13 protein-coding genes and 2 pseudogenes are annotated in these 14970 nt (G+C 65.4%); 11 read left to right on the top strand and 4 right to left on the bottom strand.

Annotated features, from left to right (window positions below):
• Positions 1 to 499: 499 nt before the first annotated feature.
• From G6N54_RS04645 to G6N54_RS04635, 3 genes are all read left to right on the top strand, one after another.
• Positions 500 to 1960, top strand: a complete 1461-nt coding sequence (locus G6N54_RS04645; RefSeq protein WP_163788757.1) for a biotin carboxylase — start codon at positions 500 to 502, stop codon at positions 1958 to 1960.
• Positions 1957 to 3138, top strand: coding sequence for a serine hydrolase domain-containing protein (locus G6N54_RS04640; RefSeq protein ID WP_163788756.1), 1182 nt, complete (start codon positions 1957 to 1959; stop codon positions 3136 to 3138). Before G6N54_RS04645 ends, G6N54_RS04640 begins: the two co-directional genes overlap by 4 nt.
• Positions 3139 to 3296: 158 nt before the next feature.
• Positions 3297 to 3596, top strand: a complete 300-nt coding sequence (locus tag G6N54_RS04635) for a hypothetical protein (protein WP_163788755.1) — start codon at positions 3297 to 3299, stop codon at positions 3594 to 3596.
• Positions 3597 to 3603: 7 nt separating this feature from the next.
• Here G6N54_RS04635 and G6N54_RS04630 read toward each other — a convergent pair whose 3' ends face one another.
• Both G6N54_RS04630 and G6N54_RS04625 read right to left on the bottom strand, forming a co-directional pair.
• A complete protein-coding gene (locus G6N54_RS04630) occupies positions 3604 to 4203 on the bottom strand; it encodes a CGNR zinc finger domain-containing protein (RefSeq protein WP_163788754.1) in 600 nt (199 codons plus the stop codon).
• Positions 4204 to 4232: 29 nt separating this feature from the next.
• Positions 4233 to 5786 (bottom strand): GMC family oxidoreductase, encoded by a 1554-nt coding sequence (locus G6N54_RS04625; RefSeq protein WP_163788753.1) that lies wholly within the window; start codon positions 5784 to 5786, stop codon positions 4233 to 4235.
• Positions 5787 to 5954: 168 nt separating this feature from the next.
• Between G6N54_RS04625 and G6N54_RS04620 the strand changes: the two genes are divergently transcribed.
• From G6N54_RS04620 to G6N54_RS04610, 3 genes are read left to right on the top strand one after another with little or no spacing between them, the layout of a single operon-like run.
• On the top strand, positions 5955 to 6524 hold the full coding sequence (locus G6N54_RS04620; protein ID WP_163788752.1) for a TetR/AcrR family transcriptional regulator: 570 nt from the start codon (positions 5955 to 5957) through the stop codon (positions 6522 to 6524).
• The gene (locus G6N54_RS04615; protein WP_163788751.1) at positions 6525 to 7286 is read left to right on the top strand and encodes an SDR family NAD(P)-dependent oxidoreductase; all 762 of its coding nucleotides are present in this window, start codon (positions 6525 to 6527) and stop codon (positions 7284 to 7286) included.
• 20 nt (positions 7287 to 7306) lie between these two features.
• Positions 7307 to 7474, top strand: coding sequence for a hypothetical protein (locus tag G6N54_RS04610; RefSeq protein ID WP_179969168.1), 168 nt, complete (start codon positions 7307 to 7309; stop codon positions 7472 to 7474).
• A 6-nt stretch (positions 7475 to 7480) separates the two neighbouring features.
• Here G6N54_RS04610 and G6N54_RS04605 read toward each other — a convergent pair whose 3' ends face one another.
• On the bottom strand, positions 7481 to 8137 hold the full coding sequence (locus tag G6N54_RS04605) for a biliverdin-producing heme oxygenase (protein ID WP_163788750.1): 657 nt from the start codon (positions 8135 to 8137) through the stop codon (positions 7481 to 7483).
• A 165-nt stretch (positions 8138 to 8302) separates the two neighbouring features.
• On the opposite strand from G6N54_RS04605, the gene G6N54_RS04600 reads away from it, so the two are divergent.
• The gene (locus G6N54_RS04600) at positions 8303 to 9502 is read left to right on the top strand and encodes a cytochrome P450 (protein ID WP_163788749.1); all 1200 of its coding nucleotides are present in this window, start codon (positions 8303 to 8305) and stop codon (positions 9500 to 9502) included.
• On the opposite strand, the gene G6N54_RS04595 is transcribed toward G6N54_RS04600, so the two are convergent.
• Positions 9479 to 10495 (bottom strand): AraC family transcriptional regulator, encoded by a 1017-nt coding sequence (locus tag G6N54_RS04595; protein WP_163788748.1) that lies wholly within the window; start codon positions 10493 to 10495, stop codon positions 9479 to 9481. The genes G6N54_RS04600 and G6N54_RS04595 overlap by 24 nt on opposite strands.
• A 171-nt stretch (positions 10496 to 10666) precedes the next feature.
• Between G6N54_RS04595 and G6N54_RS04590 the strand changes: the two are divergent.
• From G6N54_RS04590 to G6N54_RS31480, 4 genes and pseudogenes are all read left to right on the top strand, one after another.
• Positions 10667 to 12308: pseudogene (locus tag G6N54_RS04590) on the top strand (GMC family oxidoreductase).
• A gap of 26 nt (positions 12309 to 12334) precedes the next feature.
• Positions 12335 to 13345 carry an alcohol dehydrogenase catalytic domain-containing protein gene (locus G6N54_RS04585; RefSeq protein ID WP_232073734.1) on the top strand — a complete coding sequence of 337 codons (1011 nt, stop codon included), beginning with the start codon at positions 12335 to 12337 and terminating at the stop codon, positions 13343 to 13345.
• Between the two features lie 271 nt (positions 13346 to 13616).
• Positions 13617 to 14048: pseudogene (locus G6N54_RS31485) on the top strand (PPE family protein); the annotation flags it as partial.
• Positions 14049 to 14533: 485 nt separating this feature from the next.
• Positions 14534 to 14917 carry an SHOCT domain-containing protein gene (locus tag G6N54_RS31480; RefSeq protein ID WP_264078270.1) on the top strand — a complete coding sequence of 128 codons (384 nt, stop codon included), beginning with the start codon at positions 14534 to 14536 and terminating at the stop codon, positions 14915 to 14917.
• Positions 14918 to 14970: the final 53 nt, after the last annotated feature.

The following is a 14970-nucleotide window of genomic DNA, read 5'->3' as shown; positions in this document are numbered from 1 at the left end:
GCGCGACAGCGCTGTCTAAGACGATGGCAATACACGGGCGACGAATACATGCTTGGTGCGCGGTGATCCTGGCTTTGCTAGGCGGCGCGAGCGTGGTCGTTGCCGCGGAATTACCGGTGGCGTCAGCTACTGAGCACGGCATGCTGCTCGCCGGGCTGATCAAGCCGGCTCCTCTGGGTGAACTCACACCCGATCCGCCGCCGCCGCTGCCGGCGCCGACGATACGGCCACTCGAGCCACCCGTTGCGGCACCGCCTCCTCGACCACAACGGCCGGTGTCGCCGCCGCCGCAACAGCAGGGGCCGGCACCACAACCGGAGGGACCCGGACCGCAACCACCACAGGAACCCCCACCTCAAGCGCCGCCCCCTCCACCCCCGCCGCCACCACCGCCCCAGCCTCCGCGTCCGCCGGGGGGCCACGTCCAGCTCTCGCCGTGAGGTAGCAAGCGGCGCATGAAACCCTGCGCACGGCCACAGGCAGGGGCACACTTGTGGGCATGCAGCCAGAGCCACGTCGCACGCTGAACGGCCTCTCGGACATACGGGCGTTTTTTCACACGAACAAGGTGCCGCTGTACTTCATCTCGCCGACCCCGTTCAACTTGCTGGGTGTCGATCGCTGGATACGAAACTTCTTCTACCTGACCTACTTTGACTCTTTCGAGGGCACCCACTCGCGCGTGTTCGTGCCCCGGCGACGCGACCGGCGCGATTTCGATTCGATGGACGAGGTGTGCAGCCACCTGCTGTCCGATCCCGAGACGCTCGAGTTCATCGCGGGCAAAGGGCCCGGTGGCAAGTGCTGCTTTGTGATGATGAACGAGGAAATCCAGACCCTCGCGCGCCAGGCGGGTCTCGAGGTCATGCATCCGCCGGTGCAGCTGCGCGAGCGCCTCGGCTCCAAGATCGTGATGACGCGCCTGGCCGACGAGGCGGGGGTGCCCAGCGTGCCCAACACGATCGGGCGGGCCGGCTCCTACGACGAACTCCTGGCGCTCGCGGAAGGCGCCGGCTTGGGCGACGACCTGGTCATCTCGATCGCCTACGGCAACGCCGGCAGCGGGACGTTCTTCGTGCACGGTCAGCGCGACTGGGACGAGCATGCCGGCGACCTGGTCGGGCAGGACCTCAAGGTGATGAAGCGGATTCGCAACGTGGAGGTGTGCCTCGAGGGGGCCGTGACCCGCCACGGGACGGTGGTCGGCCCCGCGATGACGAGCCTCGTCGGGTACTCAGAGCTCACGCCGAGCCGGGGCAGCTGGTGCGGCAACGACATCTGGCACGAGGTGCTGCCGCCCGCCCAGACGCACGCGGCGCGAGAGATGGTGACGAAGCTCGGCGACGTCATGCGCCGCGAGGGTTACCGCGGCTACTTCGAGGTGGACCTGCTGCACGACCTGGACTCCGACGAGCTCTACCTCGGCGAGGTGAATCCGCGCCTGAGTGGTGCCAGCCCGATGACGAACCTGACCACCGAGGCCTACGCGGACATGCCGCTGTTTCTCTTCCATCTGCTCGAGTACATGGATGTGGACTACGAACTCGACATCAGGGAGATCAACGACCGCTGGGAACGCGGCTACGGCGAGGACGAGGTCTGGGGCCAGGTGATCATCACGGAGACGTCACCGGATCTCGAGATCTTCACCGCGACGCCACGCACCGGGGTCTGGCGCATCGACGACGAGGGGCGCGTCTCCTTCAACCGGTCCGCCAACGACTGGGCCACGCTGCTCGACGGGTCCGAGGCCTTTTACATGCGGGTCGCAGCGCCCGGCGACTTACGTTCCGAGGGCGCCCAACTCGGCGTGCTCGTCACCCGTTCACACCTGCAGACCGACGACTACAAGCTCAGCGAGCGCTGCCAGCGCTGGGTCAGGGGCATGAAGGCGAAATTCGTCTCGACGCCCCTGTCGCCGGCCGCCCCGATCGTGTCGCGGCTCGTCGCACGAGCGTGAACAGCCCGGCCGGTATCTCACTGGACAACTGGCTCGCGCCGCCCTACGCGCACTGGTCGTTCCAGCACGTCGAAGACTTCGTGCCGACCGCGGTGATCTCGCGGGGAATCGGCCCGGTCGCGGTGTTGCCCACGGCGAGTGCCCCGATCGCCCAAATCCCGGTGACCGACAGCGACGGCGCACCGACCACGGTGGGGGCGGTGATGGCCGGCACCGCGACCGACGGATGGGCCGTCGCCCACCGTGGTTCGCTGGTGGCCGAGGAATACCTCGGCGGCATGGGCGCCGAGACCCGACACCTGCTGTTCTCGGTGAGCAAGTCGCTGGTGGCGGCGGTGGCAGGCGCACTGCACTGGGCGGGTCTGATCGAGCCTGACGCACCGGTCACGAAATATGTCCCCGCCCTGGGGAACTCGGGCTATAGCGGTGCGACGGTGCGCAACCTGCTGGATATGAGGTCGGGCATCGCATTCTCGGACGACTACCTTCACCCCACCGCCGAGATACACCTCCTGGACCAGGCGATGGGATGGGCACCCGCGAGCAATCCCGAAGCCCCCGCAACGCTGCGTGATTTCCTGCTCACCCTGCGGCAGAAGGCGGCACACGGCGGTCCGTTCCAATACCGCTCGTGTGAAACCGACGTCCTTGGCTGGATCTGCGAGGAGGCGGGCGGTCAGCGGATGCCCGAACTGATGTCGGAACTGCTGTGGAGCCGCATCGGTGCGCAATGCGATGCGAGCATCGGCGTGGACGCCGACGGCACCGGACTGTTCGACGGGGGCATCAGCGCCTGTCTGACCGACATTCTCCGGTTCGGCTCGCTGTTCCTGCGCGACGGCGTATCCTTGACCGGACAGCAGGTGGTGCCGGCGGCGTGGATCGTCGATACCCTCGACGGCGGCCCGGACTCGCGTGCCGCGTTTGCCGCGAGCCCCGACGACACCCAAATGCCCGGCGGGATGTACCGCAACCAGGTGTGGTTTCCCTACCCGGGCAGCAACGTCGTGCTGTGCCAGGGCATGTGCGGCCAGATGATCTACGTCAACCGGGCAGCCGAGCTGGTCGCGGCCAAGCTATCCACCCAGCCGGACGCCGGGGATCCACAAATGCTGTGGGACACGCTGCGCGCATTCGACGCGGTGGCACGCGAATTGGCCGGCATCACAACCGAATAGCATTGACTGATTCGGTTGGCAGGTGGCGGTGGCGTCGTCGTCGTTCCGGCCCGAGCGCGTCCGGCGACGTGAACGCGAAGTGGCCCGGGGGTGACGGTTCGCCACGACCTCGGGCGATTCGGTACTCCGAGGCGCCCGGCGCAGGCTATGAATCTACGGTGAGCACCCACCACGTGAACCTGACCCAGCAGGAAAGCTCGTTGATCGGCGAGAGTCATCCCGAGGCCCTCGCGCGCATGGACGAGAAATCGCTGAAGGACTTGCAGAGCCGGCTGCGCCAAGCGCGTGAAAAGAACTTCAGCCTGTTGCGGCGTCAGGGTGCGGTACGGGTGGAGGCCGAAGGTGCCCGCGGAGCCGCGCAGCCGGCGAACGAAAAGCGCGGCGAAAAGGTGGAGATCTTCGACGAGGCGCTGGCCCGGGTGGGCCAATACCTGGATGCCGCCGCCGACGGCGAATAACGGCCGCCTAGCCGATCGCCGCTCCGGAGAGTTGCTCGGTCGCGCATGCGTGTCCCGCGTGCAGCTCCGCGCTGTTGTTCCACGAGCGGTCGTAGAACACCACGCGACAAGAGTCGTTGCCGCACAACTTCAGTCGCTGCCACGTTCCCGAGTGCTGACTCAGCATCACCTCGGTGCAGATGGCAGCTGCCCACCATTGCCAACCGTTACCGGTTGGTTGCCAATGCAATTCGCCGGCGGCCGAGAGTACGAATTCAGTGACGCCAAGACCGATGCGCGCCACCGCGCCCGCGCCCGATACCAAACCGCTGATACTGTCCCGCAATTCGCGCAGTCGGGCGTCGTCTCCGTTTATCAGCACGGGAGCCGGCGACGTTTCAGTGCCTCGTTCCAGCGACCAGGCCCGGCAGGCGTGCGTCGACCAGGCCTGGGCCCGCGTGACGTCGGCGAGCAGATCTCGAGTCGCCTCGGCGCCGGTGTTGAGGAAGTCCTCGACCAGCGCCAAGCCGTGCGGTGCGGGGCGAAGTCCGAAGCGTGTGGTCGCCAGCCAGTGACCTTTGGGGAGATGGGCATCGGCTGCCCAGCCGATATCGGCACCTGTTGACATGATCGTCCTTTCGTTGATTCGCCGTGGCCCTAGAGCCGGTGGCTGGATTTGATGAACTGTGCGGCGCGCTCGCCGATCACGACACAGGGCGCCATGGTGTTAGCGGTGGTGATGCGCGGCATGATCGATGCGTCGGCGATGCGCAGGTTCTCGATGCCGTAGACGTTGAGGTGTCCGTCGACGACCGACATCGGGTCGCGGCCCATCTTGGCTGTCCCGGATTCGTGCCAGTAGGTGCATAGCGCGTTGCGCAAGTAGGTATCCAGCTCGTCTCCGGCCAGGTCGCCCGGCATCACCTCGCGGGCGACAAACGGGCGCAGCTCCGCGGAATTGCCTATCTCCCGCAGTGTTTCGAGGCAGGAGATGGTGGCCTTGAGATCGTCGGGGTGCGACAACGCGTTGGCCTCGATCCGGGGCGGATCCGAGGGGGATGGGCCCGACAGACGTACCCGACCGCGGCTATTCGGGTGCGTCGGCGCGCCGAATAGGACCCAACTGTTGGGCGGCAAGCCGTATTTCGCGACACACTCGGGCGTCGCCTTGGGGAACGGTCCGGTGCAGGCAAAGAGGTCCGGTTCATTGGAATCGTCGAGCCCGGAGTCCCAGAACAATGCCGCCTCGGCCTGAACCTTGGCTTGCATCCTTTCCGGGAACTCCCATACACAGTCGAATCCGTAGTGGTCTTGCAAGTTCTGGCCCACGCCGGGCAGGTGTTGGCGCACAGTGATTCCGGCGTCGCGCAGCTCGTCCTCATCTCCGATGCCGGACTGCATCAGCACCTTCGGTGTTTGGATCGCGCCGAGGGAGAGCACAACCTCGGCCGCTGCCGTCACGCGATGGACGACGCCGTCGTGGAGTACCTCGACGCCGGTGGCCCGGTTGCCTAGGAACGTCACGTTGGTCACCAATGCATTCGGAACCACGGTCAGGTTCGGTTGGTCCCAATACGGCGCGATGTAGGTGCGGAAGATCGACTGGCGTTTCCCGCCGCGGCTGCGCAGGTCGATGACGGCGGCGCCACGAGCCTCTTCCATCAGCCGGCCATTGGGACTTTGATAGGTCGGAATCCCGAACCCGCGCGCCGCGTCCAGGGTCGCGTGCGTCACCGGATGCCGTGCGGGCGCCGGTTGGACGAATAGCAGTCCGCCGGTGCCGCGATAATTCGGCTCGCCGACGCCGTGCCAGTCCTCGATCTGCCGATAGAGATCCAGGACCGGTGCGTAGCCCCAGGCGGGTTCGCCGGATTCGGCAGCGAAGAGGTCCCAGTCGCTGCGGTGTCCGCGCGCCCAGATCATCACGTTGATGCTGGACCCGCCGCCAAGCACCTTGCCCATCGAGAAGGGGATCGATCGTCCACGAAGGAGTTCCTCCGGCTCGGAGACAAAGCCCCAGTCGCGTTCGCTGCCCAGATTCAGCGGCCACTGCTCGGCCTCGGTGACGCTGGGAACGTCATCGGTGCCGCCGGCCTCCAGCAGCAAGACCGTCACGTCCGGGTCTTCCGCCAGTCGTCGAGCGATTACCGACCCCGACGTCCCGGCCCCGCACACGACGAAGTCATACCGTTCCCCTAGCGCAGCATCCATGACAGCTCTCCCGTCCCATCAAGTTCAGCGTGCCGCCGAACACCGTGAGCACATCACTATGTCAAGCGGCATACTTACGTAATAACGCCTTTAGTTAGGTAGATCGTTCAAAAGGACAAAATATGTAGGATGAGAGACATGGCGTGAAGAACTGACAGCCGCGAGCGGATGATTTCCGCGGCCCGCCGGCTCTTCCGCGAGCACGGATACCTGGGCACAGCCTTGTCCGACGTCATCGCAGAGAGCGGCGGCCCGCGCGGCTCGCTGTACTTTCACTTCCCCGGTGGAAAGGAAGAACTCGCCACCGAGGTGGCCCTGCAACATGCCGCCGAGATCGTCGCCTCGGTCAATCGCGCCGCCGGCGCTACCGAGACCGCAGCGGAGTTCGTTGACAACTTCATCGGGCACTTCCGCGATGAGATCGTCGCCAGCGATTACCGGCGAGGCTGCGCGGTCGCGCCCATCGTCCTGGAAACCACTCCCGCATCAAAGCCACTGAGCGACGTCACTCGCCGCGGGTTCGGTGACGTCATCTCGACCGTCGCCGCACGCTTGGAAGAAAAAGCGATCGAGCGCGAGCGCGCGCGGGAGTTGGCCAGGGGGATCGTCACGAGCATGGAGGGTGCGCTGATCGTCAGTCGAGCCTTGCGAGACCCGCAACCGTTCGATTCGGCCATCGCATTGCTTACCGTCAGCGCGCGCAATGCCGCCGATGCGACCAGACTTCAGGAGAGCTAGATGGGACTGCTCGACCACAAGACCGCTGTCGTCACCGGCGCCAACTCCGGCATCGGCTTAGCCACCGCCGAACGCTTCATCGCCGAAGGCATCGACGAGGTGTTCATCACGGGCCGGCGCCAAGCCGAACTAGATTCCGCGGCAAAGCAATTGGGATCGCGCGCGACCGCCGTGTGTGGCGACGTCGGAAAACCGGAGGACCTCGATCGGCTCTATGCCAAGGTCGAAGAAGCCGGCAGGGGTCTGGACATCGTGATGGCCAACGCCGGGGTCACCAGGGTTTCGCGCCTGGGGGAGATCAGCGACGACGACCTCGACTCGCTGTTGACGACCAACGTCAAAGGCGTTGTTTTCACGGTCCAAAAAGCACTGCCGCTACTCAACGACAACGCATCGATCATTTTGACCGGATCCACCACCGCCGACCGCGGCCGTCCCGGGCTCAGCGTCTACGCCGCCACCAAGGCCGCCGTGCGGTCGTTTGCCCGCACTTGGGCCAGCGAACTCGCCGACCGCAACATTCGGGTCAACGTCGTCGTCGCGGGATCGACGGCCACCCCCGGAAGCGACGCACTGGCCGCTCAGACCAATCCCAATGCGTCGGTTCAAGAATTCCGCGCTGGTCGCGTCGCCACCATTCCGTTGGGACGTTTCGCCGAACCCGTCGAAATCGCCCACGCGGCGGTCTTTCTCGCCAGCGATCTGTCCAGCTTTACCACCGGATCGACGCTCACCGCCGACGGCGGATTCAACCAGGTCTGACGCGGGGTTTTAGCGGCTATTTGGCGTGGTCGGCGGAACGCCGCGGCGAAGTGATCGACGAGGGCCTGGATAGGTTGGCCGAGACACTCGGCCGCGCGGGTGACGCGCCCGCGTCGCGCATCTGGAAGGCGATGGACTCGGGCAATATCGACGACGACGTCACCATCGTGGCGCTGTGGAGACCCTGAATTCGGTTAGTGCCGATAGGCCGGCAAGTTGGCTGAAAGCTCGTCGAACACGGCCTGGTTGAGGCCGAACGCGACCTTGACCTCGTCGACCACGCGTCGAACCCCGTCGGCGCCGAGGCGCAACGCATCGAGCCGGGTCCGATAGCGGTCCTTGAAGGGCTTGGGCCGCAACGGGAATCGGTACATCGCCAGCCCGGTGCCGCCGAGCGAGAACCTGCGGTCGAGAATCTTGCCGATGGCTTGGCCGCCGGAGAGGTCCCCGAGATATCGGGTGTAATGGTGGGCCACCAGCGCGCCACCCCAGGCGGACCCGGTGATGCGCTCGCGGTAGGCGTCGGCCGCGGGCGCCTGTATATCGTTGCCGCCCTGTGGTTTCCAATGTTCGAGGTCGGCCTCGATCGACGGCAGGCGCTCGAGCAGCGGGTCGTACACCGCGGCCACCATCGGATCGTCGCGACGGGCGCGAACCGCGTCCTCCAACGTGGCGTAAACCACCCGCAGCCGCAGCAGATAGTCGGCGTATCCGCGATTGTTGACTCGTCCCGCGAGCAATTCCGTCACGAACGGCGACTGCTCCGCGCGGGCGTGCTCTTCGGCCGAGCCCTCTCTCATCGCGACGGAAAGCGGCTGGCTGGTCCCTGCGCTCCGGTCACGTGCCTTCATTGGTTTGGATGCTACCGGCCCGCGACCGGCGGTGGGAGGTTGGTTCTTCCAGCACGGAGCCAATTCGTCCTGGCATCGCCATCACCACCGCCGGGAAACTTGATGTTTGCGCCGGTCCGGCAGCGCGTAGCTGGGGTTTCACCATGTCGAGCGGGAGATGAGGTTATGAACTTACTGCCGTCGGTCGATCTGAGCGGGGTGTTCGCCAACGACCTGCACGGGGTGCTTCGCGAGGCTTCGCGGCGCGGGCCATTGGCCGACGACGAAATGACGGGTGCCTTCGTTGTTTTGCGTCAACGTGACGTCGAACTGCTGGTGCACGACCCGCGGCTGCACGGAATAGGCCTGACGCTGTTCGACATGATGGGCATAACCGATGGGCCGCTGCGCGATTGGTATGGGCGACTCATGTTCACCACCGAGGGCGCCTATCACCGACGGATGCGATCGCTGGTGTCGAAGGCATTTACGCCCCGGTCTGTCGCCGCATTGCAGGCGACCGCCGGCGAGATGGCCCGCGAGGCCGCCGCTTCAATCGGGCAGCGCGGGGATCTGGTGGCGGCGTGTGCGACGTTGGCCGCCCGATTGACCTGCCGCCTTCTCGGGGTGCCGGACAGCGACGTAGCGTCGTTCGCCCGGTGGGCCGATGCCTTGAGTCCGGTGTTTTACGTGATGACCCCCGATCAGGTCAACGCCGCAACCATCGCCATTGCCGAATTACAAGGCTATGTCGACGAATTGACGCGGCGCCGTCGTCGAGACCCCGGATCGGACCTGATCACCAACCTGCTGGTCGCCGAGGAGGATGGGGAACACCTCACCCATGACGAGACCATCGTCATGATCGCAAATCTTCTTGTTGCGGGACATGATACGACCGGAAGCCAGATTCCCTGCAGCATGCTTGTGGCCTTGCAGCACCGCGACGAGCTCGCCGGTATCGATCTGGACCAAGCGAGCCTGGCGCGGGTGGCCGCGGAGACCATGCGGCTGGAACCAAGCATCCCGCTCATTCCCCGCACCGCGGTTGAGCCGATCGAGTTGCATGACACGACCATCCCCGCGGGGGCAATGGTATTTCTGTGCATCGCCGCAGCGTGCCGTGACGAATCGGTGTGGGACAATCCAGATCAGTTCGAACCCGACCGCTTCGCGCACCCGGACGCGCCCCGCCTGCTGAACTTCGGTGCCGGCACGCACTACTGCGTGGGTACCTCCCTCGCCAAGCTCGCGGTGGAACAGTCGGTGCGAGCGGTTGTTTCGGAGTTCCCCTCGTTGGATCTGATCGAGGACCCGGCAAGCATTCCGTGGCGGCGAGTCTTGGGCCGCAGCCCGCAACGACTACTGGTGAGTGCCGAGGGTTAGGCAGCGCGTCGCGCGCAGCGTTTGCAGCGGTGTCTCGCCGTACATCGCCTTGTAAGCGGCGGCGAACCGGCCGAGGTGGCCGAACCGCCAACGGTGCGCTATGGAGGCGACGGTGGACTGGGCGGGATGTGCGGCCCGCAGATCGTGGTGCGCGCGGCGCAGTCGAACTCGCTGAACGTAGTGCATCGGTGTCATGCCCACGTGCCGGCGGAAGCCCTCTTGCAGGGCACGGACACTGACGTGGCAGCGACTCGCCAGCAAGGTGGTCGTCAGCGACGCCTGCGGAGAGGACTCGATGATGTCGATCGCCTCGCGGACAGCCAGCGGTCGAGCGGGCTTGGCGGGCGAGACAAGCAGTTCGCGGTATGGGTGCTCGGCCATCAATAGAAAGCCGTGGATCACGCTCTCCAACAACGGATCCAACACCGCCGCGTGCCGCATCGGATTGTCCGGGTACGCCAATTCGCCGCTCATCCACTGCATTTGACGTACCCAGCTCTGAACCCCGCCGGCGTGTATCGGTAGTGCCGCGCTGAACTCGATGGGCGCATCCAGCGGGTGACCCAGCATTCTCTCGAGTGCCGTGTCGACCGCGAGCTGGTCGATCTTGACCCCCAGGTGGCGAGTACCACCGGGCCACCGGGTCACCGTCATGTCGGCGGCGGGTCCGAAGATCGACGCCAAAGCAGGAGTCGAAACCAGTTCCCGCCCGCAATATCGCCATTCGAGGTGACCGCTCAGCGGAATGTGGATGTAGTAGCAGTCCCGGCCCTCACCGAAACCGAGCGAAACATCGGTGCCGTAGCTGAGATCTGCCAGTGTGATGGGTCCTGCCTGGGTACGGCGTTGCCTGAACTCGAACTCATCCGCGCGGCCGAGAAGTCCCAGTTTATGCGGGTGAAAGGCGGTTTCGCAGAGGTGAACCGCCTGCTCAAGTGACCGCGTGCGAAACCAGCCCGGCGCATCGCAACGTCCGATATTCGCTGTGTTCATCGCTATCGTGCTCCCACCCAATCGCGCAAGTCGTTATCGTCTCATTCGCGATAACACCGTCGGACCCGTCGGTGATGCGGGTTATCCGCCTAGCGCGGGTTTCTGTCCAGCAAACGCGTCATGCCGGTCCGATTGTCGCTAAGCACTCAACCGGCGCGGTAGTCATGAAGCATGAGCTCACCATCCTTCGAGACGGGGATCACCACCGACGAATTCGCCGAGCGAGTGCGGCACAATCAGCAACGGCTCGGCGCGGATATCAAGGCACAGTACGACTTCATCGTGTGCGGATCCGGCTCGTCGGGATCGGTCGTCGCGTGCCGTCTGGCCGAGAACCCGGACGTGAATGTGCTGGTGCTCGAAGCGGGCGGCTCCGACGAGTCGCCCGAGACGACCAGACCAGACATGTGGTTAGCCAACCTGGGCAGTGAGCGCGACTGGAACTTCACCGCCGATGCCAGCAGCCACCTCAACGGGCCGGCGATCCCATACTCCATGGGGAAGGTCCTGGGCGGGGGGGTCGAGCATCAACGTCATGGTATGGGCGCGTGGTCACAAGAACGACTGGGACTATTTCGCCTCCGAAGCCAAGGACGAGCGATGGAACTACGACTCGGTGCTCGCCATCTACCGTGGCATCGAGGACTGGCACGGCGCTCCTGATCCCACGCGTCGCGGCACCGGGGGACTGATCCATGTCGAATCAGCAACGGACCCAAGCCCAATCGCCACGGCCGGTCTTGCGGGCGCCGACTCGCTCGGCATCCCGATCTTCGACCAGCAAAACGGTCGCTTGATGGAGAGCGACGGCGGCGCGTCGATCGTCGACCTGCGCGTCCGCGACGGACTTCGTCAATCCGTCTTTCGCTCTTACCTTTTCCCGCTGATGGATCGGCCCAACGTGACCGTGTTGAGCGGCGCGCTGGTCACGCGGGTGACGTTCGACGAGGGGACAGGCGAGCGATCCGCCACCGGGGTGGAATTCGTCCACAATGGCAACCTGCACCGCGTGCGCGCGGGATCCGAAGTGGTGCTGTCGCTGGGCGCGATCCAGACGCCCAAAGTGCTGCTGCAATCGGGCATCGGCGATCAGGCTGAGCTGCGACGACATGGGATTCCCGTCGTGCAGGATCTGTCCGGTGTGGGGCAAAACCTGCAGGATCACCCCGCATTTGCGTGCGTCTGGGAATGTCAAGAATCCATCCCGTGGCGCAACAGCGGCGGTGAGGTGACCGTCTTCGCCAAGAGCGATCCAAGCCTGGACACCCCCGACCTGCAGGCGTATCAACTTGAGTTTCCCTACTCGAGCCGGGAAAACGCGGCCAAATTCGGCCTACCGGAGTTGGGTTGGGCGATGCTGGGGGCTGTCGCGCGCCCGAAGAGCCGCGGCCGTGTTTGCCTGACGGGACCCGATCCGCAGGATCCGCTGCGGATCGAAGCCAACCTGATGTCGCATCCCGACGATATGAGAGCGGCGGTGACCTGCGTGGAGCTGTGCCGCGAGATGGGAAATTCGGCCGCGTTGCGACCGTTTAGCAAGCGAGAAGTAATGCCGGGCAAGCTCGATGCTGCCGCGCTGGAGGCGTTCATCCGCGACGAGGTCACCACCTACCACCATCAAACGTGTACCGCGAAAATGGGGACCGACAGCATGTCGGTGGTCGACGCCTCCCTGAAAACATATGGGGTGCACAATCTTCGGATAGCCGACGCATCCATCATGCCGCGCGTCACGACTGGCAACACCATGGCTCCGTGCGTCATCATCGGCGAACGAGCCGGCCAGATCCTGCGTGATCACCATGCGATCTGAGGACTAGGGTCGAAATTGTGACCACGATGTATGCGAACGAACTCGAAGATCCTGCACCGCTATCTGAGTCGCCTCTGCACTGGCGGCAGGTCACGGTACCCGTGCCGGGGCCGGGTCAGATCCTGATCGATGTCAGTGCCTGCGGCGTGTGCCGGTCGAACTTGCACATGATCGAGGGCGACTGGGTCGATGGGGGCGTGCCGGCGATCAGCCCGATTATTCCCGGCCACGAAGTCACTGGAACTGTTGCTGCCCTGGGTGATTCGGTTAACGGATTCGCTGTCGGGGACCGCGTGGGCGTCCAGCCGTTGTGGTGGACTTGCGAGGAATGCGACTACTGCACGAGCGGTCGCGAGCAATTGTGTCACCAGCGAAAGATCACCGGCGAGGACGTCAACGGCGGATATGGCCAAGCCATGGTCGCCAACGCCGCGCACACCTATCACGTGCCCGACGGACTCGATCTTGCCGAGGCGGCGCCGTTGTTTTGCCCGGGGATTACCGCGTTCGGGGCGGTGGACAAGCTTGACGTCGGCCCGGGGGACACGGTGGCGATATTCGGTCTTGGCGGGGTCGGCCATATGGCCGTTCAATTCGCCGCGCTCACCGGTGCCGAGGTGGTGGCCGTCGGACGCGGCGCCGACCACCTACGGGTGGCCAGCGATCTCGGAGCAGCGAGGACGATCAACTCGTCGGATCGCGACGCACTGGCAGGTGCCGCGGACTCGGTCGATGCCGCCGTCACCTTCGCCCCGTCGGATGCGGTGACCGGCCACGCTCTCGAGATGCTCAAGCGGGGCGGCACGCTGGTGGCCGGCATTCCGCTGTCGGTGGAGGGCCTGCCGTTCAACAAGGAACAGGTCATCAAGACGTCCCTGCTGGGCAGCCGGGAGCAGATGCGCGCCGTCCTGGAACTGGCCGCGGCCGGCACGATTCGCACGGTGGTGGACCGCTTCCCGATGGCGCAGGCTACCGCGGTGCTGGGGCTGCTGGCCGACGGGAAACTCCGTTCGAGAGCGGTGTTGGACAACACCTGATACAGCGCCGTAATAGCGTTTAATTGCAACGACATTGGCGCGACCGTCGGGTAACCCAATTGGCCGCCGCCAAGGCCGAAACTGTGCCCAAAGTAACACCTTTTGCAACGCGGCCGCAAAAGCCCGCGCTAGCAACCAAATTGGCGACGTCGTCGTCGACGCCGCCCGCACTATGCGCCGGCCGTTACTCGAACATTGCAGAATCGCGTGGTAACAAAGAGAACCTAAAAGCGTAAGGCGGCAGGACCGAACGACTTCAGGGGAACATTCGATGCATTTCGCGGCATTGCCACCGGAGGTCAACTCCGGGCGCATGTACGCCGGCCCGGGAGCGGGCTCGATGCTGGCAGCCGCGGCGGCCTGGGATGAGCTGGGGAACGAGTTGCACGCCACGGCGGCCGACCTCGAATCCGTGATCTCCGGGCTGACCAGCGAACCCTGGCTGGGCTCAGCGTCGGAGGCGATGGCAGCCGCGGCCGCACCACAGCTGGCGTGGCTGAACACCACCGCCGCGCAGGCGACTCAGGCCAGCGCGCAGGCCGAGGCCGCCGCGACCGCGCACGAGTCCGCGTACGCGATGACCGTGCCGCCGCCCGTGATCGCAGCCAACCGTGCCGAGTTGACGTCGCTGCTGGCGACTAATCTTGTCGGCCAGAACGCCGCCGCGATCGCCGCGACCGAAGTCGAGTACGGCGAAATGTGGGCCCAGGACGTCGCGGCGATGTACGGCTATGCGGGCCAGGCACAGGCGGCCACCGAGGTGACGCCGTTCGCTGCGCCGGAGACAGCCACGAACGCGGATGGGCTGAGCGCGCAAAGCGCGGCGGTCGCGCAGGCCGTCGGTACTTCGGCGGGGCAGGCGCAAAGCGTGCTGTCCAGCACCAATTCGATGTCCGCAGTGCCGAACGCGCTGCAAGCGCTGACCTCGTCGTCGGGGCTGTCGGGCTTTTCGGAGTTCTCCAACCCGTATGACCTGGCGTCTCTTGGCTCCGGATTTCTCGGCAACGGCCTCGGCCTGATCGGGTTGGCGGGGCCGGGGGATTCATCTCCGATGCCGAACACAAAATCTTCGGCGATGAGACCGTATCGGCACCGCGGGAAGAGGCGCCACCGCCGGAACGCCTCCCTGGGCAGGCGACGACGGTATCGGCGGAAACCGGTCGTGCGTCGTCCCTCGGCCGGTTGTCGGTGCCGCAGGGTTGGGCGTCGGCGGCCCCGGAGGTGCGGCTGGTCGCTCAGGCGTCACCGATCCCCAGCGCCGCCCCGTCGACCGGTTCGAGTCCCGGTCTGTTCAGCGGAATGCCCGTTTTCGGTGGGGCGCCGCTGACGCAATTACCCGGCCGTGGCGCCTCAAACTCCCGAGATCGTCGAGCCGGCGGCACGACTGACGCGCCCGGCGTATTGGTCCCCGCTGGCGCGGCACCACGCGATTCCGCGCCAGCGCGCGCGAATACCGCCGAGTTGCGCGAAATCACGGATTTACTGGGCAAACTCGCCCAACTTCGCGACAGCGGGGCATTGACCGACGCGGAGTTCAGCCAACAGAAGCAACGACTTCTCGCCACCCGGTAGCCGGCTGGAGTCGCTGGGTGCCGCATTTGTTGGCCGAGGTGTAGCTCGCGCGT

It is taken from the genome of Mycobacterium stomatepiae, from assembly GCF_010731715.1.
GTDB classification, from domain to species: Bacteria; Actinomycetota; Actinomycetes; order Mycobacteriales; family Mycobacteriaceae; genus Mycobacterium; species Mycobacterium stomatepiae.
This window is presented reverse-complemented; position numbering and strand designations above follow the sequence as displayed.

Excerpts from the sequence above, each read along its gene's own strand:
- G6N54_RS04645 (WP_163788757.1), top strand. The coding sequence starts at position 500 with ATGCAGCCAGAGCCACGTCGCACGCTGAACGGCCTCTCGGACATACGG.
- G6N54_RS04630 (WP_163788754.1), bottom strand. The coding sequence starts at position 4,203 with ATGTCAACAGGTGCCGATATCGGCTGGGCAGCCGATGCCCATCTCCCC.
- G6N54_RS04625 (WP_163788753.1), bottom strand. The coding sequence starts at position 5,786 with ATGGATGCTGCGCTAGGGGAACGGTATGACTTCGTCGTGTGCGGGGCC.
- G6N54_RS04620 (WP_163788752.1), top strand. The coding sequence starts at position 5,955 with ATGATTTCCGCGGCCCGCCGGCTCTTCCGCGAGCACGGATACCTGGGC.
- G6N54_RS04615 (WP_163788751.1), top strand. The coding sequence starts at position 6,525 with ATGGGACTGCTCGACCACAAGACCGCTGTCGTCACCGGCGCCAACTCC.
- G6N54_RS04605 (WP_163788750.1), bottom strand. The coding sequence starts at position 8,137 with ATGAAGGCACGTGACCGGAGCGCAGGGACCAGCCAGCCGCTTTCCGTC.
- G6N54_RS04600 (WP_163788749.1), top strand. The coding sequence starts at position 8,303 with ATGAACTTACTGCCGTCGGTCGATCTGAGCGGGGTGTTCGCCAACGAC.
- G6N54_RS04595 (WP_163788748.1), bottom strand. The coding sequence starts at position 10,495 with ATGAACACAGCGAATATCGGACGTTGCGATGCGCCGGGCTGGTTTCGC.
- G6N54_RS04585 (WP_232073734.1), top strand. The coding sequence starts at position 12,335 with ATGTATGCGAACGAACTCGAAGATCCTGCACCGCTATCTGAGTCGCCT.